General features: G+C 74.7%; 24 protein-coding genes. 13 read left to right on the top strand and 11 right to left on the bottom strand.

Annotated elements, in window-relative coordinates; genetic code table 11:
• Window positions 1-17: 17 nt before the first annotated feature.
• On the bottom strand, window positions 18-779 hold the full coding sequence (locus ACQP04_RS34745) for a DeoR/GlpR family DNA-binding transcription regulator (RefSeq protein WP_433504666.1): 762 nt from the start codon (window positions 777-779) through the stop codon (window positions 18-20).
• Between the two features lie 119 nt (window positions 780-898).
• Here ACQP04_RS34745 and ACQP04_RS34740 point away from each other — a divergent pair, with 119 nt between their 5' ends.
• On the top strand, window positions 899-2,545 hold the full coding sequence (locus ACQP04_RS34740; protein WP_433504665.1) for a phosphoenolpyruvate--protein phosphotransferase: 1,647 nt from the start codon (window positions 899-901) through the stop codon (window positions 2,543-2,545).
• Window positions 2,546-2,614: 69 nt separating this feature from the next.
• Here the strand turns inward: ACQP04_RS34740 and ACQP04_RS34735 are convergent, their stop codons facing one another.
• Window positions 2,615-2,920, bottom strand: coding sequence for a WhiB family transcriptional regulator (locus ACQP04_RS34735; RefSeq protein WP_433504664.1), 306 nt, complete (start codon window positions 2,918-2,920; stop codon window positions 2,615-2,617).
• 404 nt (window positions 2,921-3,324) lie between these two features.
• On the opposite strand from ACQP04_RS34735, the gene ACQP04_RS34730 reads away from it, so the two are divergent.
• The gene (locus ACQP04_RS34730) at window positions 3,325-4,161 is read left to right on the top strand and encodes an SDR family NAD(P)-dependent oxidoreductase (RefSeq protein WP_433504663.1); all 837 of its coding nucleotides are present in this window, start codon (window positions 3,325-3,327) and stop codon (window positions 4,159-4,161) included.
• Between the two features lie 565 nt (window positions 4,162-4,726).
• Here ACQP04_RS34730 and ACQP04_RS34725 read toward each other — a convergent pair.
• On the bottom strand, window positions 4,727-5,044 hold the full coding sequence (locus ACQP04_RS34725) for an ArsR/SmtB family transcription factor (protein ID WP_433504662.1): 318 nt from the start codon (window positions 5,042-5,044) through the stop codon (window positions 4,727-4,729).
• Between the two features lie 98 nt (window positions 5,045-5,142).
• Between ACQP04_RS34725 and ACQP04_RS34720 the strand changes: the two genes are divergently transcribed.
• On the top strand, window positions 5,143-7,059 hold the full coding sequence (locus tag ACQP04_RS34720) for a heavy metal translocating P-type ATPase (RefSeq protein WP_433504661.1): 1,917 nt from the start codon (window positions 5,143-5,145) through the stop codon (window positions 7,057-7,059).
• On the opposite strand, the gene ACQP04_RS34715 is transcribed toward ACQP04_RS34720, so the two are convergent.
• Complete coding sequence (locus ACQP04_RS34715) at window positions 6,988-7,560, bottom strand: SACE_7040 family transcriptional regulator (RefSeq protein ID WP_433504660.1); 573 nt, start codon at window positions 7,558-7,560, stop codon at window positions 6,988-6,990. The genes ACQP04_RS34720 and ACQP04_RS34715 overlap by 72 nt on opposite strands.
• 99 nt (window positions 7,561-7,659) lie before the next feature.
• On the opposite strand from ACQP04_RS34715, the gene ACQP04_RS34710 reads away from it, so the two are divergent.
• Window positions 7,660-9,609 carry an ATP-binding protein gene (locus ACQP04_RS34710; RefSeq protein WP_433504659.1) on the top strand — a complete coding sequence of 650 codons (1,950 nt, stop codon included), beginning with the start codon at window positions 7,660-7,662 and terminating at the stop codon, window positions 9,607-9,609.
• 11 nt (window positions 9,610-9,620) lie between these two features.
• Here ACQP04_RS34710 and ACQP04_RS34705 read toward each other — a convergent pair whose 3' ends face one another.
• A complete protein-coding gene (locus ACQP04_RS34705; RefSeq protein ID WP_037045391.1) occupies window positions 9,621-10,295 on the bottom strand; it encodes a response regulator transcription factor in 675 nt (224 codons plus the stop codon).
• Between the two features lie 111 nt (window positions 10,296-10,406).
• Between ACQP04_RS34705 and ACQP04_RS34700 the strand changes: the two genes are divergently transcribed.
• The 4 genes from ACQP04_RS34700 (at window position 10,407) to ACQP04_RS34685 (ending at window position 15,730) form a co-directional block, all read left to right on the top strand.
• Window positions 10,407-12,035, top strand: coding sequence for a carboxyl transferase domain-containing protein (locus tag ACQP04_RS34700; RefSeq protein ID WP_433504658.1), 1,629 nt, complete (start codon window positions 10,407-10,409; stop codon window positions 12,033-12,035).
• A gap of 94 nt (window positions 12,036-12,129) precedes the next feature.
• Window positions 12,130-14,127 (top strand): acetyl/propionyl/methylcrotonyl-CoA carboxylase subunit alpha, encoded by a 1,998-nt coding sequence (locus ACQP04_RS34695; protein ID WP_433504657.1) that lies wholly within the window; start codon window positions 12,130-12,132, stop codon window positions 14,125-14,127.
• On the top strand, window positions 14,117-15,262 hold the full coding sequence (locus tag ACQP04_RS34690; protein ID WP_433504656.1) for an acyl-CoA dehydrogenase family protein: 1,146 nt from the start codon (window positions 14,117-14,119) through the stop codon (window positions 15,260-15,262). Before ACQP04_RS34695 ends, ACQP04_RS34690 begins: the two co-directional genes overlap by 11 nt.
• 78 nt (window positions 15,263-15,340) lie before the next feature.
• Entirely contained in the window at window positions 15,341-15,730 is a 390-nt protein-coding gene (locus ACQP04_RS34685; RefSeq protein ID WP_433504655.1) for a hypothetical protein, read from the top strand.
• 1 nt (window position 15,731) lies between these two features.
• Here ACQP04_RS34685 and ACQP04_RS34680 read toward each other — a convergent pair whose 3' ends face one another.
• The 5 genes from ACQP04_RS34680 to ACQP04_RS34660 all read right to left on the bottom strand — a co-directional run bounded on the left by ACQP04_RS34680 (window position 15,732) and on the right by ACQP04_RS34660 (window position 19,051).
• Window positions 15,732-15,905 (bottom strand): hypothetical protein, encoded by a 174-nt coding sequence (locus ACQP04_RS34680; protein WP_156067544.1) that lies wholly within the window; start codon window positions 15,903-15,905, stop codon window positions 15,732-15,734.
• 148 nt (window positions 15,906-16,053) lie between these two features.
• The gene (gene surE, locus ACQP04_RS34675; RefSeq protein WP_433504654.1) at window positions 16,054-16,821 is read right to left on the bottom strand and encodes a 5'/3'-nucleotidase SurE; all 768 of its coding nucleotides are present in this window, start codon (window positions 16,819-16,821) and stop codon (window positions 16,054-16,056) included.
• 60 nt (window positions 16,822-16,881) lie between these two features.
• Window positions 16,882-17,646 (bottom strand): SirB1 family protein, encoded by a 765-nt coding sequence (locus ACQP04_RS34670; protein WP_433504653.1) that lies wholly within the window; start codon window positions 17,644-17,646, stop codon window positions 16,882-16,884.
• A 21-nt stretch (window positions 17,647-17,667) separates the two neighbouring features.
• Entirely contained in the window at window positions 17,668-18,627 is a 960-nt protein-coding gene (locus ACQP04_RS34665; RefSeq protein WP_433504652.1) for an ATP-binding protein, read from the bottom strand.
• A gap of 118 nt (window positions 18,628-18,745) precedes the next feature.
• Window positions 18,746-19,051: a hypothetical protein gene (locus tag ACQP04_RS34660; protein ID WP_433504651.1), complete on the bottom strand. Its 306-nt coding sequence runs from the start codon at window positions 19,049-19,051 to the stop codon at window positions 18,746-18,748.
• A 365-nt stretch (window positions 19,052-19,416) separates the two neighbouring features.
• Here ACQP04_RS34660 and ACQP04_RS34655 point away from each other — a divergent pair, with 365 nt between their 5' ends.
• The 4 genes from ACQP04_RS34655 (at window position 19,417) to ACQP04_RS34640 (ending at window position 22,245) form a co-directional block, all read left to right on the top strand.
• On the top strand, window positions 19,417-19,944 hold the full coding sequence (locus tag ACQP04_RS34655; protein WP_433504650.1) for a hypothetical protein: 528 nt from the start codon (window positions 19,417-19,419) through the stop codon (window positions 19,942-19,944).
• A 127-nt stretch (window positions 19,945-20,071) separates the two neighbouring features.
• Entirely contained in the window at window positions 20,072-20,527 is a 456-nt protein-coding gene (locus ACQP04_RS34650) for a MaoC family dehydratase (RefSeq protein ID WP_037045224.1), read from the top strand.
• A 19-nt stretch (window positions 20,528-20,546) separates the two neighbouring features.
• Entirely contained in the window at window positions 20,547-21,758 is a 1,212-nt protein-coding gene (locus tag ACQP04_RS34645) for an acetyl-CoA C-acetyltransferase (protein WP_433504649.1), read from the top strand.
• Between the two features lie 7 nt (window positions 21,759-21,765).
• Window positions 21,766-22,245 carry a MarR family winged helix-turn-helix transcriptional regulator gene (locus ACQP04_RS34640; RefSeq protein WP_433504648.1) on the top strand — a complete coding sequence of 160 codons (480 nt, stop codon included), beginning with the start codon at window positions 21,766-21,768 and terminating at the stop codon, window positions 22,243-22,245.
• A 37-nt stretch (window positions 22,246-22,282) separates the two neighbouring features.
• On the opposite strand, the gene ACQP04_RS34635 is transcribed toward ACQP04_RS34640, so the two are convergent.
• The gene (locus ACQP04_RS34635) at window positions 22,283-22,801 is read right to left on the bottom strand and encodes an inorganic diphosphatase (RefSeq protein WP_433504647.1); all 519 of its coding nucleotides are present in this window, start codon (window positions 22,799-22,801) and stop codon (window positions 22,283-22,285) included.
• Window positions 22,802-22,977: 176 nt separating this feature from the next.
• On the opposite strand from ACQP04_RS34635, the gene dacB reads away from it, so the two are divergent.
• Window positions 22,978-24,429, top strand: coding sequence for a D-alanyl-D-alanine carboxypeptidase/D-alanyl-D-alanine endopeptidase (gene dacB / locus ACQP04_RS34630; RefSeq protein WP_433504646.1), 1,452 nt, complete (start codon window positions 22,978-22,980; stop codon window positions 24,427-24,429).
• The last annotated feature ends 2 nt before the right edge of the window (window positions 24,430-24,431 follow it).

Genomic DNA, 24,431 nt, shown 5'->3' with positions numbered 1-24,431 from the left:
AGTCGGTCGTGTGCGGGTCAGGCCCGGACGACGCGGGGGCCCGCGGCCTCGATGGCGGCAGTGGCCGCGTCGTCGAGTCCGGTGTCGGTGACCAGGGCGTCGACCTGGTCCAGCCGCGCGAAGCGGACGAACTGGTCGGTGCCGTACTTGGCGGCGTCGGCCACCACGACGGCGCGGCGGGCGGCGGCGATCATGGCCCGCTTGGCGGCGGCCTCGGCCGGGTCGGGCGTGGTGAGCCCGCGCTCCGGGGAGAAGCCGTTGGTGCCGAGGAACGCGACGTCGACGGTGAGGGTGGCCAGGGTGTCGGTCATCCAGTCGTCGACCGCCGCCATCGTGGTGCCGCGGACGCGCCCGCCGAGCAGCCGCAGCACGACGTTGGGCCGGGTGGCGAGCATCGAGGCGATCGGCAGCGAGTTCGTGACGACGGTCAGCTCGCGGTCGGTCGGCAGGATCGAGGCGAGCCGGGACGTGGTGGTGCCCGCGTCGAGCAGGACGGTCAGGCAGCCCTCGAGCTCGGCGAGGGCGGCCTTGGCGATGCGCTCCTTCTCCGGGCCGGCCACGGTGTCGCGCTGGCCGATGGCGGGCTCGAAGTCGAGGCGGTCGGCGGGGATGGCGCCGCCGTGCACCCGGCGGACGAGGCCCTGGCGCTCCAGGGTGCCGAGGTCGCGCCGGATCGTCTCCGGCGTGACCTGCAGCTCCTCGGCCACGGCACCGACGTCGACCCGCCCCGCGTCGCGGGTACGGGTGAGCAACCACTGCTGACGCTCCGCTGCGTACATCTTCGTTCGCTCCCGGATCGGTGCCCGAATCTGCTTGCTTGTTTCCGAGTATGTGGGTTTTACTGGAGTTCGTCAACGGGTCACGCCGAAGTCATCCGAACGGATCGAGGGAGTTCGCAATGCAGCTGAACGGCATCCCTGCCAGTCCCGGGCGTGCGGGAGGACGCGTCGTGCGCGTCGCCGACGCCCCCGGCGAGCCTCCGGTCGGGCCCGTTCCCACCGATCCGGACACCGAAGCGGGCAGGATCGGACCCGCGATGGAGCTCGTCTCCGCCCGTCTGCAGACCCGCGCCGACGCCGCGTCCGGCGACGCGAAGGACGTCCTCGAGGCGACGATCACGATGGTCGGCGACCCGGCCCTGCTCGAGAACGCCGAGAACCTCGTGCGTGAGGGCGGCCGGCCCGCGCCCCGCGCGGTCTGGGAGGCGGCCAACACCTTCGCCGACATGCTCGCCGCGATGGGCGGCTACATGGGCGAGCGGGCGGCCGACGTGCGCGACGTCCGCGATCGGATCGTCGCCGAGCTGCAGGGCCTGCCCGCGCCGGGCGTGGCCGACCTGGCCGAGCCCGCCGTCCTGGTCGCCGCCGACCTCGCCCCCGCCGACACCGCCGGCCTGCGCCCGGGCATCGCGCTCGCGCTCGTGACCGAGCAGGGCGGGCCGACCAGCCACACCGCGATCCTCGCCCGCTCGCTGGGCATCCCGGCCGTCGTCGGCTGCGCGGGGGCGCGGCAGCTGGTCGAGGGCGCCTTCGTCGTGGTGGACGGCGGCGCCGGTTCCGTCGAGGAGGTCGGGTCGGCCGAGGAGGCGGCCGTGATCGTGGAGGCGGTCGAGGCCGTCGAGTGGGACGGCGTCGGCCGGACCGCCGACGGGCATCCCGTCCCGCTGCTGGCCAACGTCGGCGACGCCGACGGCGCGGCCGCGGCGGCCGCGCGGCGGGCCCAGGGCGTGGGCCTCTTCCGGACCGAGCTCGCCTTCCTGTCCGCGGCCGAGGAGCCCTCGGAGAAGCGGCAGCGCGAGGTCTACGACGGCGTGTTGGGCGCGTTCGCGGGCAAGCCGGTGACCGCCCGGACGCTCGACGCCGGTGCCGACAAGCCGTTGCCCTTCCTGACCCTCGACGGCGAGCCGAACCCCGCGCTGGGTGTGCGGGGCCTGCGGATCGCGCGGGTGCCGGGGATCGGCGCCGACGTCCTGGAGCGCCAGCTCGCCGGGCTGGCCGCCGCGGCGAAGGAGACCGGCGCCGAGCTGAAGGTGATGGCGCCCATGGTCGCCACCGCCGAGGAGGCGCGCTTCTTCGTGCAGCGGTGCCGCGCGCACGGGATCACCAGCGCGGGCGTGATGATCGAGATCCCGGCGGCCGTGCTGGTGGCCCGGGAGATCATGGCCGAGGTGGACTTCGTGTCGGTGGGCACCAACGACCTGGCTCAGTACCTGTTCGCGGCGGACCGCCAGTCCGGTCCGGTCGCGGCGCTCAACGACCCGTGGCAGCCCGCGCTGCTCCGGCTGATCCGGATGCTGGGCGAGGCCTCCGCGGAGACCGGCGTCCCGGTCGGCGTGTGCGGCGAGGCCGCGGCCGATCCCGCCCTCGCCCCCGTGCTGGTGGGCCTGGGCGTCGCGACGCTCTCGATGGGCTCCGGCGCGCTGGCCGCGGTCGGCGCCTCGCTCGCCGGCCTCACCCTGGAGCAGTGCCGGGCCCTGGCCGCGGCCGCCTGCGCCGCCCCGGACCCGATGTCGGCCCGCCAGGCCGTGAGCGCGAACTGCCCCTAGAGGGGCGGTACGCGCTCACGACCCCCGGTGAGCTGCGGAAACCGGTCTGCCGTGAGCTGCGCACGCGGTTCAGCGCGGATGCTTGCGCGGGCGGCCGGGGCGGCGCTTGACGGGCACGACCACGCCCTCCTGGAAGATCTCGCCGCCCCACACGCCCCACGGCTCGCGCCGCCGCAGCGCCCCGGCCAGGCACTCGGCCCGCATGGGGCAGCCGCGGCAGGCGGCCTTCGCGCGGTCGAGGTCGGCGGGGTCGTCGGCGAACCACATCCCGCCGCCGGGTCCGTGGCAGGGCAGCTCGGTGGCGAGGAGATCCGCGGGCCCGGCTGCCGTCCCCCCGGCAGCCGGTCCCGCGGGTACGCCCGCGATCGACCTCACTTCCGTGCACCCCCACGATCGCCGGGCCTCCGGCCCCCCGGCCGGAGTTGCCACTGCGCCCGTCGCCCTCCCCCCGACCGGCGGGACCGGGCGCGCACCCGTCGGACGGCGCGTCCCGGACGGCCCACCGGCCACCGCAGTCGGTGACGAGGGGCGCAGCAGCACGGGAACCACCCTGCCGCCTGCTGCGTGTGCGCGGATCCGGAGAAAGTCCCCATCCGGCTCGCCGGATCCCCTAGGGGTTCCGGCCGCGGATCCCGGTTGTGTAGCGTGCTCACCTCTCTCCGACTCCGTCCGGCGGTCGAATGTGACGGTCCTGGCCGGAAAAGTTGTCGCCCGGGCCGGCACCCGGCCGGCGGTGCGTGAGGTCGTCGAAGCGCGGCGCGGGCGCTAGCGTCGCCGGCATGGTCGATCACGACGCTCCTCCCGTCGCCCTCGTCACCGGCGGAGGCAGCGGGATCGGCCGCGCCACCGTGTCCCGGCTGCGCGCCGCGGGGTGGTCGGTGCTGCTCGCCGACCTCAACCCGGAAACCGGCCCGCGGGCGGCCGCCGAGCTGGGCGCGGCCTTCGAGCGCGTCGACGTGGCCGAGGAGGCGCAGGTCGAGGCGGCGGTCGCGCGGTGCGTCGCCGAGTACGGCCGGATCGACGCGGTGGTCAACAACGCCGGCGTGGGCGGGGCCTTCGGCGCCCTCACCGACCTCGCGGTCGAGGACTGGGACTACACCTTCGCCGTGCTGGTCCGCGGGGTGTTCCTCGGCGTCAAGCACGGGGCGCGGGCGATGCGGGCGGCCGGGGTCGGCGGCGCGATCGTCAACGTCGCCTCCATCGCGGCCCACGGCGGCGGGGCCGGCCCGCAGGCCTACTCGGCGGCGAAGGCCGCGGTTCTCAACCTGACGCGGGTCGCGGCCGTCGAGCTGGCCGAGGACCGGATCCGGGTCAACGCGGTGTGCCCGGGCGTGATCGCGACGCCGCTGGTCGGGCGGGACCCGGCGCGGGCCCTCGACGGGGTGCAGCCGTGGCCGGAGGTGGGGCGGCCCGAGGACGTCGCCGAGGTGATCGCCTTCCTGTGCGACGACGCCTCCCGCTTCGTGACGGGCGAGGAGATCACGGTCGACGGCGGGCTCACCGCGGCCGGCCCCCGCATCCACGCGGCCTACGGCGGCGACCCTCGGAAGCGCGGCCTGACGGGCGTCAACCGCGGCACCACGGGCGAGCCCCCGACCATCCGCTCGGGTCGGTGAGGGTCGGTGGCTCGCTCGACCGTCGGCAAGATCGCTGATCGGGTGCACCGGCGGCGCTGCGAGCCTCACGAGCAGTGCTCGCGAGGACGCCGGCCCGGGCGCCGCCGCTCCCACACGATCGCTGTTTCCGTGCACCGACGGTTTCTCGGGGAGCCGCGAGTGCACTGGAGTGGCGAGCATGGTCCGCCGACCGGTGGCACGGGGATCGGAGCGCGGCACATCGGCCTCGCCTGGTGTGCGAGGTGCCGGAATCCTGTGCGAGCGCCGGCGGTCCTGGGTGGTGATGGCAGTTGCGCCGGCATGATCGCTGTTTCTGCGCAGGGATGGCTCCACGAGGAGCCGTGATGGCAGCGGTGTAGCGATCATGACCCGCGATCGGCCCCGTCGGCTGCTCGGGCGCGGAGAGTTCAGGTGCCCGACCGCCCTGCCTCGACATGATCGCTGTTTCCGAGCGCTGACGGTTACCGGAGAGGCCGTGAGTGCACCGAGCGGCGATCATGGTCCGCAGCTCAGTCGTCCGCCCCGATGGCACGCCGGATCGGGGAGCGACGCGGGCGCCAGTGCGTCAGATGGCGACCGCCGCCTGCCCCAGCGCCTCGGTGAGCAGTGCGCGGACGTGGGCGCTCTCCGCGGTGTAGTAGATGAACGTGCCCTCGCGCCGGCCCTCGACCAGCCCGGCGAGGCGCAGCTTGGCCAGGTGCTGGCTCACCGCCGTGGGGGCCGCGCCGACCAGCTCGGCGAGGCAGGCCACCGAGGTCTCGCCCTGCAGCAGCGCCCAGAGGATCTTGATGCGGGTGGGGTCGGCGAGCAGGCGCAGCGAGTCGGCCGCCCGGCGGACCTCCTGCTCGGACGGCATCGCGAAGTCCGGGATGCCCTCGTGCACGCCGCGAGTCTAGCGAACACCTGAGCGACCGTGCAGGTGTCAGGATCACTCTTCATCTGAGTGCATACCTTCGTGCATGCGCAGGTATGTTCTCACGCATGCTGTCCCTGCCCGAGGTGCGGAGCGCCGCGCTGGCCCTGCTCTTCTTCGCCGCCGCCGTGCCCGCCGACCTGCTCGGGGCGCCGTGGCCGCTCGTCGCCCTGCTCTACGCCGCCTGCTACGTCACGGGCGGATGGGAGCCGGCCTGGTCCGGGCTGCAGGCGCTGCGCCAGCGGACCCTCGACGTCGACCTGCTGATGGTCGTCGCCGCGCTCGGCGCCGCGGCGATCGGCCAGCACCTCGACGGCGCGCTGCTGATCGTGATCTTCGCCAGCTCCGGCGCGCTCGAGGCGGTGATGACCGCCCGCACCCGCGCGAGCATCACCGGCCTCCTCGACCTCGCGCCCGAGACGGCCCACCGGATCGCCGACGGCCGGGAGGAGCAGGTCCGGGCCGCGGACCTCGCGGTCGGGGACGAGGTCGTCGTGCGGCCGGGGGAGAAGATCCCCGCCGACGGCACCGTCTGCGACGGGGCCACCGAGGTCGACGCCTCCACACTCACCGGCGAGCCGCTGCCGATCCGCCGCGGGCCGGGCGACCAGGTCTTCGCGGGCACGCTCAACGGCACCGGGACGGTGCGGGTCCGGGTCGACCGCGACCCGGCGGACACGGTGGTGGCCGGGATCGCGGCGCAGGTGGAGCGGGCGGCCGAGACCAAGTCGAAGCGCCAGCTCTTCGTCGAGAAGGTGGAGCAGCGCTACTCGGTGGTGGTCGTGGTCGCGGCCCTCGCGCTGCTGGTCGGGCCGCTGCTCTTCGGCGCCGACTTCCGCGACACGCTGCTGCGCGCGATGACCTTCATGATCGTCGCCTCGCCCTGCGCCGTGGTGCTCGCGACGATGCCGCCGCTGCTCGCCGCGGTCGCCGTCGCGGGCCGGCGCGGCGTGCTGCTCAAGGACGCCGGCGTGGTCGAGGCGCTCGCCGAGGTCGACGCCGTCGCCCTGGACAAGACCGGCACCGTCACCCGCGGCCGCCCCGAGGTCCACGCCGTCGAGCCCCTCGACGGCCGCTCCGCCGACGAGCTGCTCGCCCTCGCCGCCGCCGTGGAGCAAGGCTCGGAGCACGTGCTGGGCCGCGCGGTCGTCACCGAGGCCCACCGCAACGAACTGCCCCTCCCCGCGGTCCGCGACTTCGCCGCCCTGCCCGGCGAGGGCGTGCGCGCAGCGGTGGGGACCGCCGTGATCACGGTCGGGCGCCCGACCGGCGGCGAGGAGCGGGATCGGGTGGCCGGGGCGGAGCGCGAGGGCCACACCGCGGTCGTCGTGCGCGTCGACGACGTGCCCGTCGGCCTGCTCGTCCTCGCCGACGAGGTCCGCCCCGGCGCCGCGGAGGCGATCGCGGCCGTCGGCCGGGCCGTCGCCCCGCCCGTCCTGCTCACCGGCGACGCCGAGGGGCCCGCCCGCCTGGTCGGCGACCGGATCGGGGTGGGCGAGGTCCGCGCCGGGCTGCTGCCCGCCGACAAGGCCGCGGCCGTCGAGGAGCTCGGGCGCGGCGGCCGGCGGGTGCTCGCCGCCGGTGACGGCCTCAACGACGCTCCGCTGCTCGCGACCGCGCACGTCGGGCTGGCCGTCGGCGAGGGTGCCGGGACGCTCTCGGTCGAGGCGGCCGACGGCGTCCTCCTGCGGGACCCGCTCGGCGCGCTCGCCCCGCTGGCCGCCCTGGCCCGCCGGGCCCGGCGGGTCGCGCGCGCCAACCTGGCGTTCGCCGCCGTCGTCATCGTCGGGCTGGTGACCTGGGACCTGGTCGGGACGCTGCCGCTGGCCCTCGGTGTGGCCGGGCACGAGCTGTCGACGGTGCTGGTCTGCCTGAACGGGCTGCGGCTGCTGCTGCGCCCCGGCTGGCCGATGTCAGAGCGCGGTGAGCGCGGTGAGCGCCATGCGGCGGAGCAGGCCGGCGACCTCGTCGGGAGCCGCGCGTGAGCCGCTGTGCGGGGTGGAGTTGAGCAGCCCGAACGTGCCGTGCGCGGCCACCCGGGCGGCGTCGGGGTCGAGCCCGGGGTGCAGCCGGCGCAGCGTGTCGACCCAGATCTCGACGTAGGTGCGCTGCAGCCGGCGCACCCGGCGCCGGTCCCCCTCGGGCAGGTTGTCGAGGTCCCGGTCCTGCACCACGATCAGCTCCGGCTCGCGCAACGCGAACTCCAGCTGGAAGTCGACGAGCGCGGCCAGCACCTCGTCCGGGTCGCCCGTGGACCGCTCCCGCCCGCCGGCGAGCAGGCGCTCGCTGATGTCCACGAGCAGCTCGGCGAGCAGCGCCTCCTTGCCCGGGAAGTGCCGGTAGAGGGCCGGCCCGCTGATCCCGACGGCGGCCCCCAGCTCGGCGATGCTCACCCCGTGGAAGCCGTGCCGGGCGAAGAGGACGGCGGCCGTGCGGAGGATCTGCTCGCGCCGGGAGGGTGCGTTGTCGACCCGCGGCGCCGCCATTCGGCCAGCGTAGCGCGTCGGGGTTAACGACCGCTAACCACCGGGACGGGGACGCCACGTCTCAGCCCCGGCACAGGACGCGGCACCTACCCTGGTCCCATGGCCCGCGACCCGGATCCGGACCCCGCCGCGGGGTCCGGTGCTGCCCCGGACCGGCCGTCGGGGCCGTTCCGCGGGCTGCGGGACCGGCTGCGCGCCCGGCTCGGGGTCCGGACGACGACCGCGCTGGCCGCCGCGCTGACCGTCGGGGTCGTGCTCCTCGTGGCCGGGGCGATCCTGGTGCTCGGGCTCAACGCGCTGCTGCGGATGCAGCTGGTCAACGCCGCCACCCAGCAGGCGACCCAGCTCGGCGAGCGGGTCGCGGCGAACTTCGCCGACACCGAGGACGTCAAGCGCAACGCCGTCCAGGCCACCGGCAAGCGGTCCGACCTGGTCGAGGTGGTCACGAACTACAACCGGGACCCCCACCGGCCGCCGGACATCCAGAACATCGGCTCCTCGGACCCGCTGCCGCAGTACCCGCTGATGTCCGACGTCCTGGCCGAGCCGGACGAGGTCGAGGTCGTCCACTCCACGTGGATCACCCTCGACGACGGCAAGCACGAGGAGGTGCTGGTCGTCGCGATGGGCTTCGAGTTCCCGCCGACCGGCCAGCCCTTCACCGTGCTGGCCGCCCAGCCGCTGGACTTCCTGCACCGCGCGGTCGACACGGTGCTGGCGATGGTGCTGGTCGGCATCCCGGTGCTGGTGGTGCTGGTCGGCGGCTTCACCTATCTCTTCGCCGGACGGGCGCTGCGCCCGGTCGAGGCGATGCGCGCGCGGGTGGCGAGCATGACCGACCGGGACCTCGGCACGCGCGTACCCGTCCCCCCGGCGCGGGACGAGGTGGGCCGCCTCGCCGAGACCATGAACCAGATGCTCGGCCGGATGGAGAGCGCGCAGACCACCCAGCGCCGGTTCGTCGCCGACGCCAGCCACGAGCTGCGCAGCCCGCTCGCCACGATCGCGTCCGGCCTGGAGCTGCTGGCCGGGTCGGTGGACGAGTCCGACGCGTCGACCGTCCGGACCCTGCGCGGCGAGGCCGGCCGGCTCGACCGGCTGGTCGACGGGCTGCTCCTGCTCGCCCGCTCCGACGAGCGCGGGCTGCAGCCGCGCCGCGAGGACGTCGACCTCGACGAGATCGTGGAGGCCGAGCGCGGCCGCCCGTCCGACGTCGGCGGCGTGGCCCCCGAGGTCCGCGCCGAGCCCGTCCGGGTCTCCGGCGATCGCGCGCAGCTGGTCCGGGCGGTGCGGAACCTGGTCGACAACGCGCGCCGGCACGCCGACTCGCGGGTGCTGGTCACGCTGCGGGCCGAGGGCCCCGACGCGGTGGTGGACGTCGACGACGACGGCCCCGGCGTCGCGCCGGAGGACCGCGGCCGCGTCTTCGAGCGGTTCGTGCGCCTCGACGAGGCCCGCGCCCGGTCGGACGGCGGCGCGGGGCTCGGCCTCGCGATCGTCCGGGAGATCGTGGCGGTGCACCACGGCAGCGTCGAGGTGCTCGACTCGACGCTGGGCGGGGCGCTGTTCCGGCTGCGGCTGCCCCGCACCGAGACGTCGGCCGAGCCCGAGCCGGGGCCGGAGGGGCCGCCGCCCGGGGTCGGGACGTCCGACGCGCCGGACCCCGGCGACCTGCGGGACGACCGCCCGACCGGTCCGCTGCCCGTCCTCACCCCGCCGACCCGCGAGACCCCGCCGACCCGCGAGACCCCGCCGACCCGCGAGACCCCGCCGACCCGCGAGACCCCGCCGACCCGCGAGCCGGAGACCGCGCCGGTGCCGCGCGAGCCAGACACCCGGCCGGCGCCCGCCGGCCGCCGGCCCTCGCCGGTGCCGCACGAGCAGGAGACCGCGCCCGTGCCGCGTCCGTCGCCGGTCCCGCGCGGGAGCCACGAGGACGAGCGGGTCCGGCCCGCGACGTCCGTGCCGATCCGGCTCGGCGACGCGCTCTCGCCCGCGGACGTCAACCCGACGGCGCCGATCCCCGTCGTCCGGCCGCCCGCCCGCTGAGCGGGGGCCGGTCAGGCCGGCTCGACCATCCGGTACCCGACGCCGCGCAGCGTCTCGATGGTCTGCGTGCCGAAGGGCGCGTCGATCTTCTTGCGGACGTAGCCGACGTAGACCTCGACGACGTTGACCTCGCCCTCGTAGTGCGCGTCCCAGACCGCGCGGAGGATGTCGGTCTTGGTCACGACCTCGCCCGCGTGCCGCATGAGGTGCTCGAGCACGCCGAACTCGCGCGGGGTCAGGGTGATCTCGGTGTCGCCGCGGTGCACCCGGTGCCGGGCCGGGTCGAGCTTCAGGTCGCCGACGGACAGCACGGTGGGCCGGGCGTCGCCCGCGCGGCGCTGCAGGGCGCGCAGCCGGGCCAGCAGCACGACGAACGAGAAGGGCTTGGTGAGGTAGTCGTCGGCGCCCAGGTCGAAGGCGTCGGCCTCGTCGTACTCGCCGTCCTTCGCGGTCAGCATCAGCACCGGGCTCCACACGCCGGCGGCCCGCAGCTGCTGCAGGATCCGGTACCCGGACAGGCCGGGGAGCATGATGTCGAGGATGACGACGTCGTATCCCCCCTGGATCGCGGCGTCCAGGCCCGAGGGCCCGTCGTGCCGGACGTCGACCGCGTGGCCCTCGCGGGCCAGCCCGCGGCGGACCATCTCGGCCAGCGGGCGCTCGTCCTCCACCAGCAGCAGGCGCACGAGGAGCACCGTAGGGCCCGCGGCTGTGACGTTCCTGAGGGGACTGGCGCTCCGTGTTAATGACCGCTAACCTAGTTAACGATCGCTAACCGATCCGACGAGGGACGGCAGATGCAGGGTGTGGCGAGGCGCTCCGGGGCCGCAGCTCCGGTGCTGGGCAGCAAGGTCGACCCCGGGGCGGAGCAGTTCGCCCGCAACGCGGAGTCGCACCGCTCGCTGGTGGCGGACCTGAACGCGCAGCTGGCGGCGGCGCGGCTGGGCGGCCCGGAGCGGTCGCGGCAGCGGCACGTGGAGCGGGGCAAGTTGTTGCCGCGGGACCGGGTGGACTCGCTGGTGGATCCGGGGTCGCCGTTCCTGGAGCTGTCGCCGTTGGCGGCGCACGGGCTCTACGGCGGGGACGCGCCGGCCGCGGGGATGATCACCGGGGTCGGGCGGGTCGCAGGCCGGGAGTGCGTGATCGTGGCCAACGACGCCACGGTCAAGGGCGGCACCTACTACCCGATGACGGTGAAGAAGCACCTGCGGGCACAGGAGGTGGCGCTGCACAACCGGCTGCCGTGCGTGTACCTGGTGGACTCGGGTGGGGCGTACCTGCCGGCGCAGGACGAGGTGTTCCCGGACCGGGAGCACTTCGGGCGGATCTTCTACAACCAGGCGCAGATGTCGGGCAAGGGGATCCCGCAGATCGCGGCGGTGCTGGGCTCGTGCACCGCGGGCGGCGCGTACGTGCCGGCCATGAGCGACGAGGCGGTGATCGTCCGCAACCAGGGGACCATCTTCCTGGGCGGGCCGCCGCTGGTGAAGGCCGCGACCGGGGAGGTGGTCACGGCCGAGGAGCTCGGCGGCGGGGACCTGCACTCCAAGATCTCCGGGGTCACCGACCACCTCGCGAACGACGACGCGCACGCGCTGCGGATCGTCCGGTCGATCGTCGGGACGCTCGGGCCGCGGGTGCCGGCGCCGTGGGAGCGGGAGCCGACCGAGGCGCCGGTGGTCGACCCGGGCGAGCTGTACGGGGCGGTGCCGACGGACTCCCGGATCCCCTACGACGTGCGCGAGGTGATCGCCCGGGTCGTCGACGGGTCACGGTTCCACGAGTTCAAGGCCGAGTACGGCACGACGCTGGTCACGGGCTTCGCGCACGTCCACGGGCACCCGGTGGGGATCATCGCCAACAACGGGATCCTGTTCTCCGAGTCGGCCATGAAGGGTGCGCACTTCATCGAGCTGTGTGACCAGCGTGGGATCCCGTTGGTGTTCCTGCAGAACATCACCGGGTTCATGGTCGGCCGGGAGTACGAGGCCGGCGGGATCGCCCGCAACGGCGCGAAGCTCGTCACCGCGGTCGCCTCGACCCGGGTGCCGAAGCTGACCGTGGTGATCGGCGGGTCGTTCGGCGCGGGGAACTACGCGATGTGCGGGCGGGCCTACTCGCCCCGGTTCCTGTTCATGTGGCCCAACGCCCGGATCTCGGTCATGGGCGGCGAGCAGGCCGCGACGGTGCTCGGCACGGTCGGGTCGGGCGCTGCGAACGGCGGGGACGCGGCGGCGCAGGAGGAGCTCAAGGAGCGGATCCGCGCCCAGTACGAGACCCAGGGGCACCCCTACTACTCCACCGCCCGGATCTGGGACGACGGCGTGATCGACCCCGCCGACACCCGCACGGTCCTGGGCCTGTCGCTGTCGATCGCCGCGAACGCCCCGCTGGGCGACCCGGCCTTCGGCGTCTTCCGGATGTGAGTCAGATGCACCGACTGTCGATGAGCGAGCGGCGCGTTCGCTCAGACCTAGTGAGCGAGAGTGCCGTTCGCTCGTCGTCCGGGGAGGGGTGTTGATGTTCTCCACCGTGCTCGTGGCCAACCGCGGGGAGATCGCGGTCCGTGTCATCCGCACCCTGCGTGCCCTCGGCATCCGCTCCGTGGCGGTGTACTCCGACGCCGACGCGGGCGCCCCGCACGTGGCCGCCGCGGACGTCGCGGTGCGGCTCGGCCCGGCGGCGGCGTCGGAGTCCTATCTGGCGATCGACACCGTGATCGAGGCGGCGAAGGCCACCGGGGCGCAGGCCATCCACCCCGGTTACGGCTTCCTGAGCGAGAACACCGCGTTCGCCGCGGCGTGCGAGGCGGCGGGGATCGTGTTCGTCGGCCCGCCGTCGTCGGCGATCGAGGCGATGGGCGACAAGATCCGCGCCAAGCAGACGGTGGCGAAGGCCGGCGTGCCGGTCGTGCCGGGCTCGGACGGCGTCGGGCTCTCCGACGCCGACCTGGCCCTGGCCGTCGAGCAGGTCGGGTTCCCGGTGCTGCTCAAGCCCTCCGCCGGGGGCGGCGGGAAGGGCATGCGTGAGGTCCACCGCGCCGAGGACCTGCCCGACGCGATCGCCTCCGCCCGACGCGAGGCCCGCGGCTCGTTCGGCGACGACACCCTGCTGGTCGAGCGGCTGATCACCACGCCACGGCACATCGAGATCCAGGTGCTGGTCGACACCCACGGCAACGTCGTGCACCTGGGCGAGCGGGAGTGCTCGCTGCAGCGCCGGCACCAGAAGATCGTCGAGGAGGCCCCGTCGCCGCTGCTCACCCCCGAGCAGCGCGAGGCGATGGGTCGCGCGGCGTGCGAGGCCGCCCGGGCCTGCGGGTACGTCGGCGCGGGGACCGTGGAGTTCATCGTCGGGGCCGACCGGCCGGGCGAGTTCTTCTTCATGGAGATGAACACCCGGCTGCAGGTCGAGCACCCGGTGACCGAACAGGTCTACGGCGTCGACCTGGTCGAGGCGCAGCTGCGGGTGGCCGCGGGCGAGCAGGCGCCGTGGCCGGCCGAGCTCGTGCCCCGCGGGCACGCGATCGAGGTCCGGGTCTACGCCGAGGACCCGGCGTCGGGGTTCCTGCCCACCGGCGGGCGGATCCTGGCCCTGCGCGAGCCGCGGAACGTCCGGGTGGACTCCGGCGTCGCCGAGGGCGGTGTCGTCGGCTCGGACTACGACCCGATGCTGTCGAAGATCATCGCGTACGGCACCGACCGGGCCGAGGCCCTGCGCAAGCTCGACGCCGCGCTCGGCGAGACCGTGCTGCTCGGGCTGGGCACCAACATCGGGTTCCTGCGCGCGCTGCTCGCCGACCCGGACGTCCGCGCCGGGGACCTCGACACCGGGCTGGTCGGGCGCCGTCTCGAGTCGCTGACCGGGCAGGACCTGCCGGCCGACGTCGTCGGGGTCGCCACCGGGCTGGCCCTGCTCGACCTCGAACCGGCCGGGGATCTCACCGACCCGTTCGACATCCCCGGCGGCTGGCGGATCGGCGAGGCGGCCTGGACGACCCGACGGCTGGTCGTCGCCGGTCACGAGCCGGTCGAGGTCCGCTCCCGCGGGCGCGCCGCCGACGCCGAGCTGTCCGTCGACGGCGGCGAGCCCTTCCGCACGTCCACCCGGCTCACGGGCACCGGCGTCACGCACTCCCAGGGGGGCGTGACCAGGGAGTACGCGGTCGCGCGGGACGAGTCCGGGGTGCACTGGATCGGACGCGACGGCCTGGTCTGGGCCGTGCGCGAACAGGAGGCCCTCGAGGCCGCGGCCGAGGAGGCCGCCGCCGGGGCGGGCGGGCCCGTGCTCTCCCCGATGCCCGGCACCGTGACCGTCGTCGAGGTCACCGAGGGCCAGCAGGTCACGGCGGGTCAGACGCTCGTCGTGGTCGAGGCCATGAAGATGGAGCACGTGCTCACCGCGCCCGTCGACGGCACGGTCCGCGAGCTGCGCGCGCGCCCCGGCGGGACGGTCGCGAAGGACGCCGTCCTCCTCGTCGTCGAGGTGGACACAGAAGGAGACACCGATGGATCTTGAGCTGTCCGAGGAACACGCGGCACTGCGGGCGACCGTCGAGGACTTCGCGCAGAAGGAGGTCGCCCCGGTCATCGGGGAGTTCTACGAGCGCGGCGAGTTCCCGTACGAGCTGGTGCGCAAGATGGGCGCGATGGGCCTGTTCGGCCTGCCGATCGCCGAGGAGCACGGCGGCATGGGCGGCGACTACTTCGCCCTCTGCCTCGCCCTGGAGGAGCTGGCGCGGGTCGACTCCTCCGTCGCGATCACGCTGGAGGCGGGCGTCTCGCTGGGCGCCATGCCGATCAGCCGGTTCGGCAGCGACGAGCAGAAGGCGACGTGGCTGCCCCAGCTCGCCGCGGGCGAGAAGCTCGGCGCGTTCGGGCTGACCGAGCCCGGCGGCGGCTCCGACGCCGGCGCCACCCGCACCACCGCCAAGCTCGACGGCGACGAGTGGGTGATCAACGGGTCGAAGTGCTTCATCACCAACTCCGGCACGGACATCACCGAGATCGTCACCGTCACCGCGGTCACCGGCGAGCGGGACGGCAAGAAGGAGATCTCCGCGATCGTCGTGCCGTCCGGGACGCCCGGGTTCACGGTGAGCGAGAAGTACTCCAAGGTCGGCTGGTCGGCGTCGGACACCCGGGAGCTGTTCTTCGACGACGTCCGGGTGCCGGCGGAGAACCTGCTCGGCGAGCGCGGCCGCGGCTACGCCCAGTTCCTGTCCATCCTCGACGAGGGGCGCATCGCGATCGCGGCGCTGTCGGTCGGGCTGGCGCAGGGCTGCGTCGACGAGTCGCTGCGCTACGCCCACGAGCGCGAGGCCTTCGGCCACCCGATCGGCCACTACCAGGCGATCCAGTTCAAGATCGCCGACATGGAGGTCCGGGCGCACACCGCGCGGCTGGCCTACTACGCGGCCGCGGCGAAGATGCTGAAGGGCCAGCCGTTCAAGAAGGAGGCGGCCATCGCGAAGCTGGTCTCCTCCAACGCCGCGATGGACAACGCCCGGGACGCCACGCAGATCTTCGGCGGCTACGGCTTCATGAACGAGTACCCGGTCGGCCGCTTCTACCGGGACGCCAAGATCCTGGAGATCGGCGAGGGGACCTCCGAGGTCCAGCGCATGTTGATCGCCCGGCACCTGGGTCTGTAGGCGCCCGTCCGGGACGCGGTAGGTTGCCCTCGCGCCGGGCCCGCAGCAAGGGCCCGGCGGACCGGGGGAGGAGCCGACGTGGCCAGCTGGACCGATCTGGTGTCCTACGTGCGGGTGCGGTACGAGGTGATGCGCTCGACCGACACCGAGCTGTGGTTCAACCTGCCGACCACGGAGGAACGTACCCAGCTCGTGGTCGTCCGCAGCGTGACGGGCGAGGACGACCTCCCGTGGGCGCAGATCGCCTCACCCGTCGGCAAGCTCGGCGACCTCGACCTGGCCACGCTGCTGGCGAAGGCGGGCGAGTCGGTCGTCGGCGGCGTCGCCTCGCAGGACGGGGTGGTGGTGTTCCGCCACTCCATCCCGCTGCACGAGGGCGAGGTCACCGCCTTCGACCGGCCCTTCCAGCTCGTCGTGAAGGTCGCCGACCAGCTCGAGGAGCTCCTCACCGGGCGGGACGAGCACTAGCTCAACCCACGGGCAGCGGTTCCAGCGCCTGCTCGACGACGGTGCGCAGCCGGGCCAGCAGCTGATCGGCCTCGGCCCAGGTGAGGGCACCGGTGGCGACGCCGCCCCGGATCTCCTCCGCCACGGCCCGCGCGAAGCGGGTGGACCACTCGTGCCGCTGCTGCCCGTCCGTCATCGCCACAGTGTGACCTGTGTCATTGATCACCCCTGATCCGGGGGTCACTCGTGTCACGGGAGTCACTGCGGCCCCGTCGGCGACGTCGAGATGAACATGCGGTGCCGGCGAGGAGGCGTGCCGACGGCACCGCGGTGACGGAGCGTGGTCAGCGGCCGTCGAGCAGGCCGGGGATCGAGGAGATCGAGCGCAGCTCGCTGAGCGTGGGGTGGCCCCGGGCGAGCAGGGCGACGTCCGTGCCCTCGGCGGGGATCTCGTGGGGCTCGGAGATCGTGGTGAGCAGCGTGCCCGGTGCGCCGTCCACACCCGACTCGTGTTCCACCCGCACCTGCACGGAGCCGAAGTGGGCCAGCTCCGCCTCGCGCAGCGGGCCGATCTCGGCGGCCGGCCGGTCCGGGACGTTGAGCGAGAGCACCGTGCCGCGCGGGCGGGCGAGGAGGACCTCGAGCACCTCCGGCAGGAGGTCCACCACGGACTCCCAGTGCGCGCCGTCGCGGCCGCGCAGGCCGCAGTCCAGCGACGTCGCCAGGCCCGACCAGCCCTTGAGGGCGCCGGTGAGCACCGCCCCGACCGTCCCGGAGTGGATCACCGCGTGCCCGACGTTGGCGCCGACGTTGATCCCCGACAGCACGATGTCCGGCCGGGGGTCGAACCAGCCGTCGCCGGCGGCGTGCACGATGAACGCCGGGTGGGCCTCCACCGAGAAGGCCGGGACCTGCTCGAGCCCGGGCAGCACCTGCGGGTGCACCTTCACCCGCCGGCCCTCGGCCACGGCGAACACGGACGCCCCCACGCCCGTCGAGTCGACGTGGGGCGCGGCGACGGTGACGTCGAAGCCCGCCGCGAGTGCGCCGCGGGCGAGGGCGTGTAGCCCGGGGGAGGCGATGCCGTCGTCGTTCGTGATCAGGGCGCGCACGTCACGACCCTAATTCAGCCGCCTGGCCTCCGAGCGGCGCTCGCTGCGCCTGGTTGGCACCTAGTTGAGGTGGGCCAGCAGGGAGCGCGCGGTGCGGCGCAGGCGTTCCTCCCGCTCCGGCGGGTGCGTGCCGCCGGCCAGGTAGGCGGTGATCAGCCGGGCGCCCTCGTCCCAGCGGGCCTGGGTGCCGAGGACCTCGCCGAGCTCGACGAGCCGCTCCTCGTCCGGCCGCACCGCCAGCCGCATCCGCAGCACCCACTCGCGGTCCGCGGGGCCGCCTCGGGTCCGGTACACCGCCCGCAGGTTCTCCAGCATCCGCACGAGGATGTCCCGGGTCGACGTGCGGGGCAGCATGTCCGGGCCGAAGGGCGCGGCCGACCCCGTGACGGCCCGGAACCGCTCCTCGCAGCCGGCGCGGTCCAGCCGGCGGCCGCCGTCGAACACGTCGAGGTACTGCTCGGTGTCGGCCACCCGCACCAGGAAGTGCCCCGGCATCCCGATCCCCTCCAGCCGGATCCCGGCCCGGCGCGCCACCTCGATCGCGACCACGGACAGCGTGATCGGGATCCCGGTGCGGCGGGCGAGCACCTGCGGCAGCAGCGAGTTGCGCGGATCGGTGTAGTCGGTGCTGTTGCCCGTGAAGCCCTCCTCGACGAAGAGCCGCCGCACCAGGCCGGGCACGGAGTCGACGTCCTCGGCCAGCCGGTCCAGCTCGGCGAGCCAGGGAGCGGGGTCGAGGTCCGGGTCGGCGCCGGCGGCGAGGGCGAGGGCGGCCTCGTCGAGCGCCGGTTCGGCCCGGGCGACGAGTGCGACGAAGCGGGCCACCGGCCCGTCCTGCTCCACGGCTCAGCCCGCCCCGCCGTGCGGCTCGACGAGCAGCCGGACGGTGGTGCCGGTCGCGTCGCTCCAGACCTGCAGGACGTCGCTCAGCTCGGAGGCGAGCCAGAGCCCGCGCCCGCGCGCGCCCGCCGCGGGCGGCGCCACGATGCCGGGGAACGGCACGGCCATGCGGCCGACGTCGTGCACCTCGGCCACCAGGCCGTTCCGCGTCCACAGCCGCAGCCGGCCGTGCCCCGGGCCGTGCTCGACGCTGTTCGTGGCGATCTCGTTGACCGCGAGGACGAGGTCGGCGGTGCCCTCGGGGTCCAGACCGGCCAGCGGCGCGGTCCGGGCCACCAGCCGCCGGACGGCCGGGAGGGCGTCGATCGTGACGGCCAGTTCGGCAGCGGGCGGGCCCAGGTCCGGCGGGGGCGGCGGGGGGTAGTCGGCGAGGAGCTCCACCGGGTCGCGCACCCCGGCCGTCGGCAGGCTCTCCCCGCCGACCCGCAGCGCCGCGTGCGTGGCGCGGACCAGGTCGAGGTCACGGTCGGCGGGACACGGGCAGAGCATGGTGACCGGCAGGCCGTCGAGGGCCACGTTGAGGGCCGCGTCGAGCCGGATCCAGTGCCCGCGCTCGACCCCGGGCAGGTCCAGGTGCTGGGCGATCACGGTGGTGCGCGCGTCGGGGTGCGGGTCGCGGCGGATCGCCCGCGCCCAGCGGCCGGCGACGGTGAAGGCCGGGACGCGGTGCACCTCGGCGGGCTCCCGCCACTCGATCCCGGACGCGGCGGACCCGAGCAGGGACTCGAGCGCGGCGCGGTTCGGCCCGTCGAGGACGGCGACGACCCGGCCCCCGCCGCGGAGGGCCTCGTCGACCGGCGCGTGCAGCTCACGGGCCAGGAGCGCGGGCTCGCGGTAGGGAACGCCCTCGTGGACCATCCCGTCGGGCCGCTGCCGGGCCGCCCCCTGGACCGTCCCCTGGTCCATGCCCTGCCCCACCCCCGGTCGACGCTTCGCCAGCGCAGAGTAGTGCGCAGGCACGGGGCACGCCGAACGGAGCAGTACCGGTCGCGGAGCGTGCGGGTACCGGGCCCCGCAGCGGCTGCTACCGGGCCCGCGACAGCACCGTCGCGGCCGCGCCGCCGACGAGCAGCAGGCCCGCGGCCGGCCACACCGCCGCGGAGCCGGGCAGGTCGGTGAGTGCCGCCGCCGGGACCGAGGCCGCGGCGGCCGGGGCGACGGCGAACAGGAAGGTGCCGCTGCGGGTGCCCGCACCGTCCGGCACCCGCCGGTCCACGGTGTAGCTGCCGGCGCTGAGCCCGTCGTCGAGTCCGACGGTCGCGGTGCACGCGCGGAACACGAGGCCCGGGGCCAGCGCCGCGACCGCGATCACCGACCGCCAGGTCCGCACGCGGGAACGGTACGGAAGCGAAGCGCTCGCGGAATTTCCTGCGGGTGACCGATGATCCCGAGGGCGCGGCCCGGAATGGCCCGCGGCCGACGTGACCCGGAAGCGGCCCGATCATGGCTCGGACGGGTGGGTGATGTGACGTGGCCGACGGAACCGCAGGTGACCTGCGTGTCGGCCGGCCCGGGTCGCGCTGCACGATCGGGTGCGATTCCGTGGTCGCACGGTCACGGAATGCGGTCGTCGCGCCTTTTCCGTCGATTCCGGAGAAAAACCTCGAACGCGCTCCGTCGTTGTGCGGCCGGAGTGCGATCGGCCCGTCGCCCGGCGGGGAGTGGCGATCCGCGGGTGGCGAGGAGGTGGGCTGCATGACGGCCGAGCTCACCGATCCCGCGCGCTCGCCGGACCCCGGCGCGTCGGCCGTGCACCTGCTCGACGTCGCCTCCGCCGAGGCGCTGATCCGCCGGTCGGGCGGGGAGGACCTGCCCGCCGCCGTCGGCTGGGGGGTGCTGGTGCTCCCCGTGTTCGGCGCCGATCCCGAGCTGAGCGTCGAGTTCACCGGCCGGCCGGACGCGGGACCCGACGGCGGGGAGTCCGAGGAGGACGCCCCCGCCGGCCCGCGCTGGCTCGCCTGTGCCGACCTGCGCCGGGTCCGGCACGACGTCGTCGCGGTCCGCGGGTTGCTGCGGGCCGGTCCCGCGCTGGCCGCCCCGGCCGAGGAGCCGCCGCCGCCCGAGGGTGCGGCGCACCGGGTGCAGGGCGTGTTCCGGATGCGGCCGATGCCGGGCCGGAAGATCGAGATCCGGCTGGCCGCGGCGCTCGCCCCGGCGGGTGGCGTCGAGCCCGGTGCGGGCGCCCCGGCGCGCCTCGAGCTGCGGGGCACCTTCGCCCGGTGACCCGGCCCGGCGGCCGCGGACGGGGTGCCGTGGGGTCGGCCACGGACGCCCGCCGGACCCTCTCCGATGTGGCAGGGTTGCGGGCGGAAACCAGGCAGGTACTGCACGCACTTCACGAGGTGGTTCGATGCGCGTCTTCAACGGTGTGGACGAGGTCCGCGAGGCCAAGGGCACCCGGCTCGGCGAGTCCGAGTGGGTCACGGTCGAGCAGAAGCACATCGACCAGTTCGCCGAGGCCACGGGCGACCACCAGTGGATCCACGTCGACGCGGCGAAGGCCGCCGAGGGTCCCTTCGGCAAGACCATCGCGCACGGCTTCCTCAGCCTGTCGCTGCTGCCGGTCCTGGTGAAGGACGTCTACTCGATCGAGGGCGTCCGGATGGGCATCAACTACGGCCTGAACAAGGTGCGGTTCACCGCGCCCGTGCCCGTGGACAGCAAGGTCCGCGGGGTCGTCGAGCTCGTCGACGTCGAGGACACCAAGGACGGCGCCGTCCAGCTGACCACCAAGGTCACGGTGGAGCTGGAGGGCTCGGAGCGGCCCGCGGTCGTCGCCGAGTGGCTGACCCGCCAGTACGTCTGAGCGGGAGAGGAGGGACATCATGCGCGACGCGGTGATCTGCGAGCCGCTGCGGACCCCGGTCGGGGGTTTCGGCGGGTCGCTGCGGGACGTGCCGGTGAAGACGCTGGCGTCGACCGTGATCGCGGCGCTGATGGAGCGCACGGGCCTGCCGCCGGAGTCGGTCGACGACGTGCTGCTGGGCAACTGCTACCCCACGATGGACTCGCCGGCGATCGGCCGCGTGGCCGCGCTGGACGCGGGGCTGCCGGTCACGGCGTCGGGGCTGCAGATCGACCGGCGCTGCGGGTCGGGCCTGCAGGCGGTGCTCTACGCCGCGATGCAGGTGCAGACCGGGGCCAGCGAGGTGGTGCTGGCCGGCGGCGCGGAGTCGATGTCCAACGCGTCCTTCTACTCCACCGCGATGCGCTGGGGCGCCAAGGGCGGGCCGGGCGTGATGCTGCACGACTCGCTGGCCCGTGGGCGGGTCACCGCGGGTGGGGACCACTACCCGGTGCCGGGCGGGATGATCGAGACCGCGGAGAACCTGCGCAAGGAGTACTCGATCCCGCGCGAGGAGCAGGACGAGTTCGCGGTGAAGTCCCACCAGCGGGCGGCGGCGGCGCAGGCCGAGGGCCGGTTCGCCGACGAGATCGTCCCGGTCACGGTGAAGGGCCGGAAGGGCGACACCGTCGTGGAGGCCGACGAGCACATCCGGCCGGACTCGAGCGTGGAGACGCTGGCGAAGCTGCGCCCGATCATGGGTAAGCAGGACGCCGAGGCCACGGTCACCGCGGGCAACGCGTCCGGGCAGAACGACGGCGCGGCGATCTGCATCGTCACCAGCCCGGAGAAGGCCGCCGAGCTGGGCCTGCGCCCGCTGGTCAAGCTGGTCTCCTGGGGCGTCGGTGGCGTGCAGCCCAAGACCATGGGCATCGGCCCGGTCCCGGCCGTCGCCAAGGCCCTCGACCAGGCGGAGGTGGCGCTCAAGGACGTCGACCTGATCGAGCTGAACGAGGCGTTCGCCGCGCAGGTGCTCGCGTGCACCCGGGAGTGGGGCTTCACCCCGAGCGACTTCGACCGGATGAACGTCAACGGCTCCGGCATCTCGCTGGGGCACCCGGTCGGCGCGACCGGCGGCCGGATCCTGGCCACCTTGGCCCGGGAGATGGTCCGTCGGGACGCCCGCTTCGGGCTGGAGACGATGTGCATCGGCGGCGGGCAGGGCCTCGCCGCACTCTTCGAGCGCGTCTGAGGTGTCCGTGGGCCTCGACCCCCACAGCCCCGACCCGCACGGGGTGGACGAGGCGGACGAGCTGGGCACCCAGCTCGTCCGTCTCATCCGGCTGGTCGACCGCGCCCAGGCGCAGCACCAGGCCGCGAACCCCGACGCCGTCGACCGCGCGGCGTACCTGCTGCTGGTGCACCTGGTGAAGGGCGGGCCGCGGCGGACCGGCGCGCTCGCCGAGATGGTGCACTCCGACCCCTCGACCGTGAGCCGGCAGGTCGCGCAGCTCGTGCGGCTGGGCTACGTGGCGCGCACCCCGGACCCGGAGGACGGGCGCGCCTACCTCGTCGCCGCGACGGCGGAGGGCGAGCGGGTGTTCGCGGAGAACCGGCGGCTCCGCAACGAGCGGATCGCCGCGATCATGGCCGACTGGACGCCGGAGGAGCGGGCCACGCTCACCCGGCTGCTCGGCCGCTTCACGACCGGCATGGAGGAGCAGTGGTCGCGGCCCTGAGGCCGCGACCCTCCCGTTCCCGTGGTCAGTGCTCGGCTCAGTGCTCGGCGGACTCGCCCTCGGCCTCGGCCTCGGCGGCCAGGCGCGCCCGCTCCCACGATGCCTTGATCTCGCGCTCGGCGTCGGCGCGGCCGACCCACGAGGCGCCCTCGACGCTCTTGCCCGGCTCGAGGGTCTTGTAGATCTCGAAGAAGTGCTGGATCTCCGCCCGGTCGAACTCGGGCAGGTGGTGGATGTCGCGCAGGTGCTCCTGGCGCGGGTCGTCGGCCGGGACGCAGAGGACCTTGTCGTCGCCGCCCTTCTCGTCCTTCATCCGGAACATGCCGATCGCGCGGGAGCGGATCAGGCAGCCCGGGAACGTCGGCTCCTGGACGAGCACCAGCGCGTCGAGCGGGTCCCCGTCCTCGCCGAGGGTGTCCTCGATGAAGCCGTAGTCCGCCGGGTACTGGGTGGCGGTGAACAGCGTCCGGTCGAGGCGGAGCCGGCCGCTCTTGTGGTCCACCTCGTACTTGTTCCGGCCGCCCTTGGGGATCTCGATGAGAACGTCGAAGTCCACGGGATGCTCCTTGTGGTCGGTCGTGCCTTCAGGTCGTGACTGGTGCAGGCCGCGACGGCGACGGCGCGGCGACTACCTCTAGTGTGGGGGACCGCGTCGCGCCGGTCGTGACCGGCCGGGGCCGGGAACCGCGCCCGGCGCCGCCGGTGTCAGCGGTCGGAGGGAGCGGTGGGCAGGTGGGACTGGGCCGCCGGATCGGCGACACCCTGAGGCTGCCGACGAAGCCGGGGCGGATCGTCCTCGTGGTCCTCGTCGTCCTGGCGCTCGCCGCCGGCGCGGGTGGCGCGGTGGCCGTCCAGGCCCCGAACGTGCTGTCCGACCTGGGGCTCACCCGTGCCGCCCGGGCCGCGAAGGATCTCCCCGCGCCCGTCCCGGAGCTCACCGGGCTGCGCGCCGACGCGCCCCTGCCGAGCTCCGCCGGGCTGGGTTCGGTGCTCGACCCGCTCGCCTCGTCGAGCGCGCTCGGCGACTTCGCCGGCGTCGTCGTGGACCCGGCGGCGCAGGCCGGTGCCGGGTCCCCGACCGCACCGCTGTGGCAGCAATCACCGGAGGAGCCTCTCGTTCCGGGCAGTACCGGCAAGCTCCTGACGGCGGCGGCCACCCTGCTGACCCTCGACCCGACCGACCGGCTCGTCACCCGCGCCTTCGCGGGCGCCGAGCCCGGGCAGGTCGTGCTCGTCGGGGGCGGGGATCCCACGCTCACCGCGCTGCCCGAGGGCCGCACCGGCACCTACCCCGAGCCCGCCCGGCTCGACGACCTCGTCGCCGCCGTGCAGAAGGCGACGGCCGGGCAGAAGGTCACCTCGGTCGTGGTCGACACCAGCGCGTGGACCGGGCCGGTGCTCGCGCCCGGCTGGGACCCGGCGGACATCCCGGGCGGCAACGTCACGCCGATCGTGCCGCTGATGCTCGACGGCGGCCGGCTCGACCCGACCCTGCAGGACGGCCCGCGCACCACCACCCCGGCGGTCGACGCGGGGGAGGCGTTCGCGAAGAAGCTGGGCCTGTCGGCGTCGGCGGTCACCGAGGGCACCGCCCCGGCGAACGCGAAGCCGCTCGGCCAGGTCTACTCGGCGCCCGTGTCGTCGCTGGTCGAGCACCTGATGACCAGCTCGGACAACGTCCTCGCCGAGACCCTGGCCCGGGACGTCGCGCTGAGCCGCAAGGCCGATCCCTCCTTCGCCGGCGCGTCCGAGCAGGTCCTGGCAGCACTGTCCCAGTCCGGGTTCGACGTCACCGGTGCCCACATGGCCGACGGCAGCGGGCTCTCCACCGAGGACCGGGTGCCGCCGCGGCTGCTCGGCGCGATCCTGGCGGCGGCCGCCGCACCGACCGGGCCGGGCGAGGGCACCGAGTTCCTGCGCCCGATCGTCTCCGGGCTGCCCGTCGCGGGCGGCGACGGCACGCTCGACGACCGGTTCGCCACCGGCAGCGCCTCCGCGGGCCGGGGCGTGGTGCGGGCCAAGACCGGCACCCTCACCGGGGTGAGCGCGCTGGCCGGCGTGGTCACGGACGTCGACGGCCGGCTGCTCGTCTTCGCGCTGATGTCCAACGGCCAGTCCCCGGCCACCGTGCGGCCGCGGCTCGACACCATCGCGGCCACGCTGAGCCGCTGCGGGTGCCGCTGACT

This window comes from Pseudonocardia halophobica, assembly GCF_050948485.1.
GTDB lineage: Bacteria > Actinomycetota > Actinomycetes > Mycobacteriales > Pseudonocardiaceae > Pseudonocardia > Pseudonocardia halophobica.
The sequence above is the reverse complement of the archived record's forward strand: the minus strand, read 5'-3'. Positions and strand labels throughout refer to the sequence as shown.

What these genes read in the sequence shown, in the direction of transcription:
- ACQP04_RS34745 (WP_433504666.1), bottom strand. Translation starts at nt 779, where the DNA reads ATGTACGCAGCGGAGCGTCAGCAGTGGTTGCTCACCCGTACCCGCGAC.
- ACQP04_RS34740 (WP_433504665.1), top strand. Translation starts at nt 899, where the DNA reads ATGCAGCTGAACGGCATCCCTGCCAGTCCCGGGCGTGCGGGAGGACGC.
- ACQP04_RS34730 (WP_433504663.1), top strand. Translation starts at nt 3,325, where the DNA reads ATGGTCGATCACGACGCTCCTCCCGTCGCCCTCGTCACCGGCGGAGGC.
- ACQP04_RS34720 (WP_433504661.1), top strand. Translation starts at nt 5,143, where the DNA reads ATGCTGTCCCTGCCCGAGGTGCGGAGCGCCGCGCTGGCCCTGCTCTTC.
- ACQP04_RS34715 (WP_433504660.1), bottom strand. Translation starts at nt 7,560, where the DNA reads ATGGCGGCGCCGCGGGTCGACAACGCACCCTCCCGGCGCGAGCAGATC.
- ACQP04_RS34710 (WP_433504659.1), top strand. Translation starts at nt 7,660, where the DNA reads ATGGCCCGCGACCCGGATCCGGACCCCGCCGCGGGGTCCGGTGCTGCC.
- ACQP04_RS34700 (WP_433504658.1), top strand. Translation starts at nt 10,407, where the DNA reads ATGCAGGGTGTGGCGAGGCGCTCCGGGGCCGCAGCTCCGGTGCTGGGC.
- ACQP04_RS34695 (WP_433504657.1), top strand. Translation starts at nt 12,130, where the DNA reads ATGTTCTCCACCGTGCTCGTGGCCAACCGCGGGGAGATCGCGGTCCGT.
- ACQP04_RS34690 (WP_433504656.1), top strand. Translation starts at nt 14,117, where the DNA reads ATGGATCTTGAGCTGTCCGAGGAACACGCGGCACTGCGGGCGACCGTC.
- ACQP04_RS34680 (WP_156067544.1), bottom strand. Translation starts at nt 15,905, where the DNA reads ATGACGGACGGGCAGCAGCGGCACGAGTGGTCCACCCGCTTCGCGCGG.
- ACQP04_RS34665 (WP_433504652.1), bottom strand. Translation starts at nt 18,627, where the DNA reads ATGGACCAGGGGACGGTCCAGGGGGCGGCCCGGCAGCGGCCCGACGGG.
- ACQP04_RS34655 (WP_433504650.1), top strand. Translation starts at nt 19,417, where the DNA reads ATGACGGCCGAGCTCACCGATCCCGCGCGCTCGCCGGACCCCGGCGCG.
- ACQP04_RS34650 (WP_037045224.1), top strand. Translation starts at nt 20,072, where the DNA reads ATGCGCGTCTTCAACGGTGTGGACGAGGTCCGCGAGGCCAAGGGCACC.
- ACQP04_RS34645 (WP_433504649.1), top strand. Translation starts at nt 20,547, where the DNA reads ATGCGCGACGCGGTGATCTGCGAGCCGCTGCGGACCCCGGTCGGGGGT.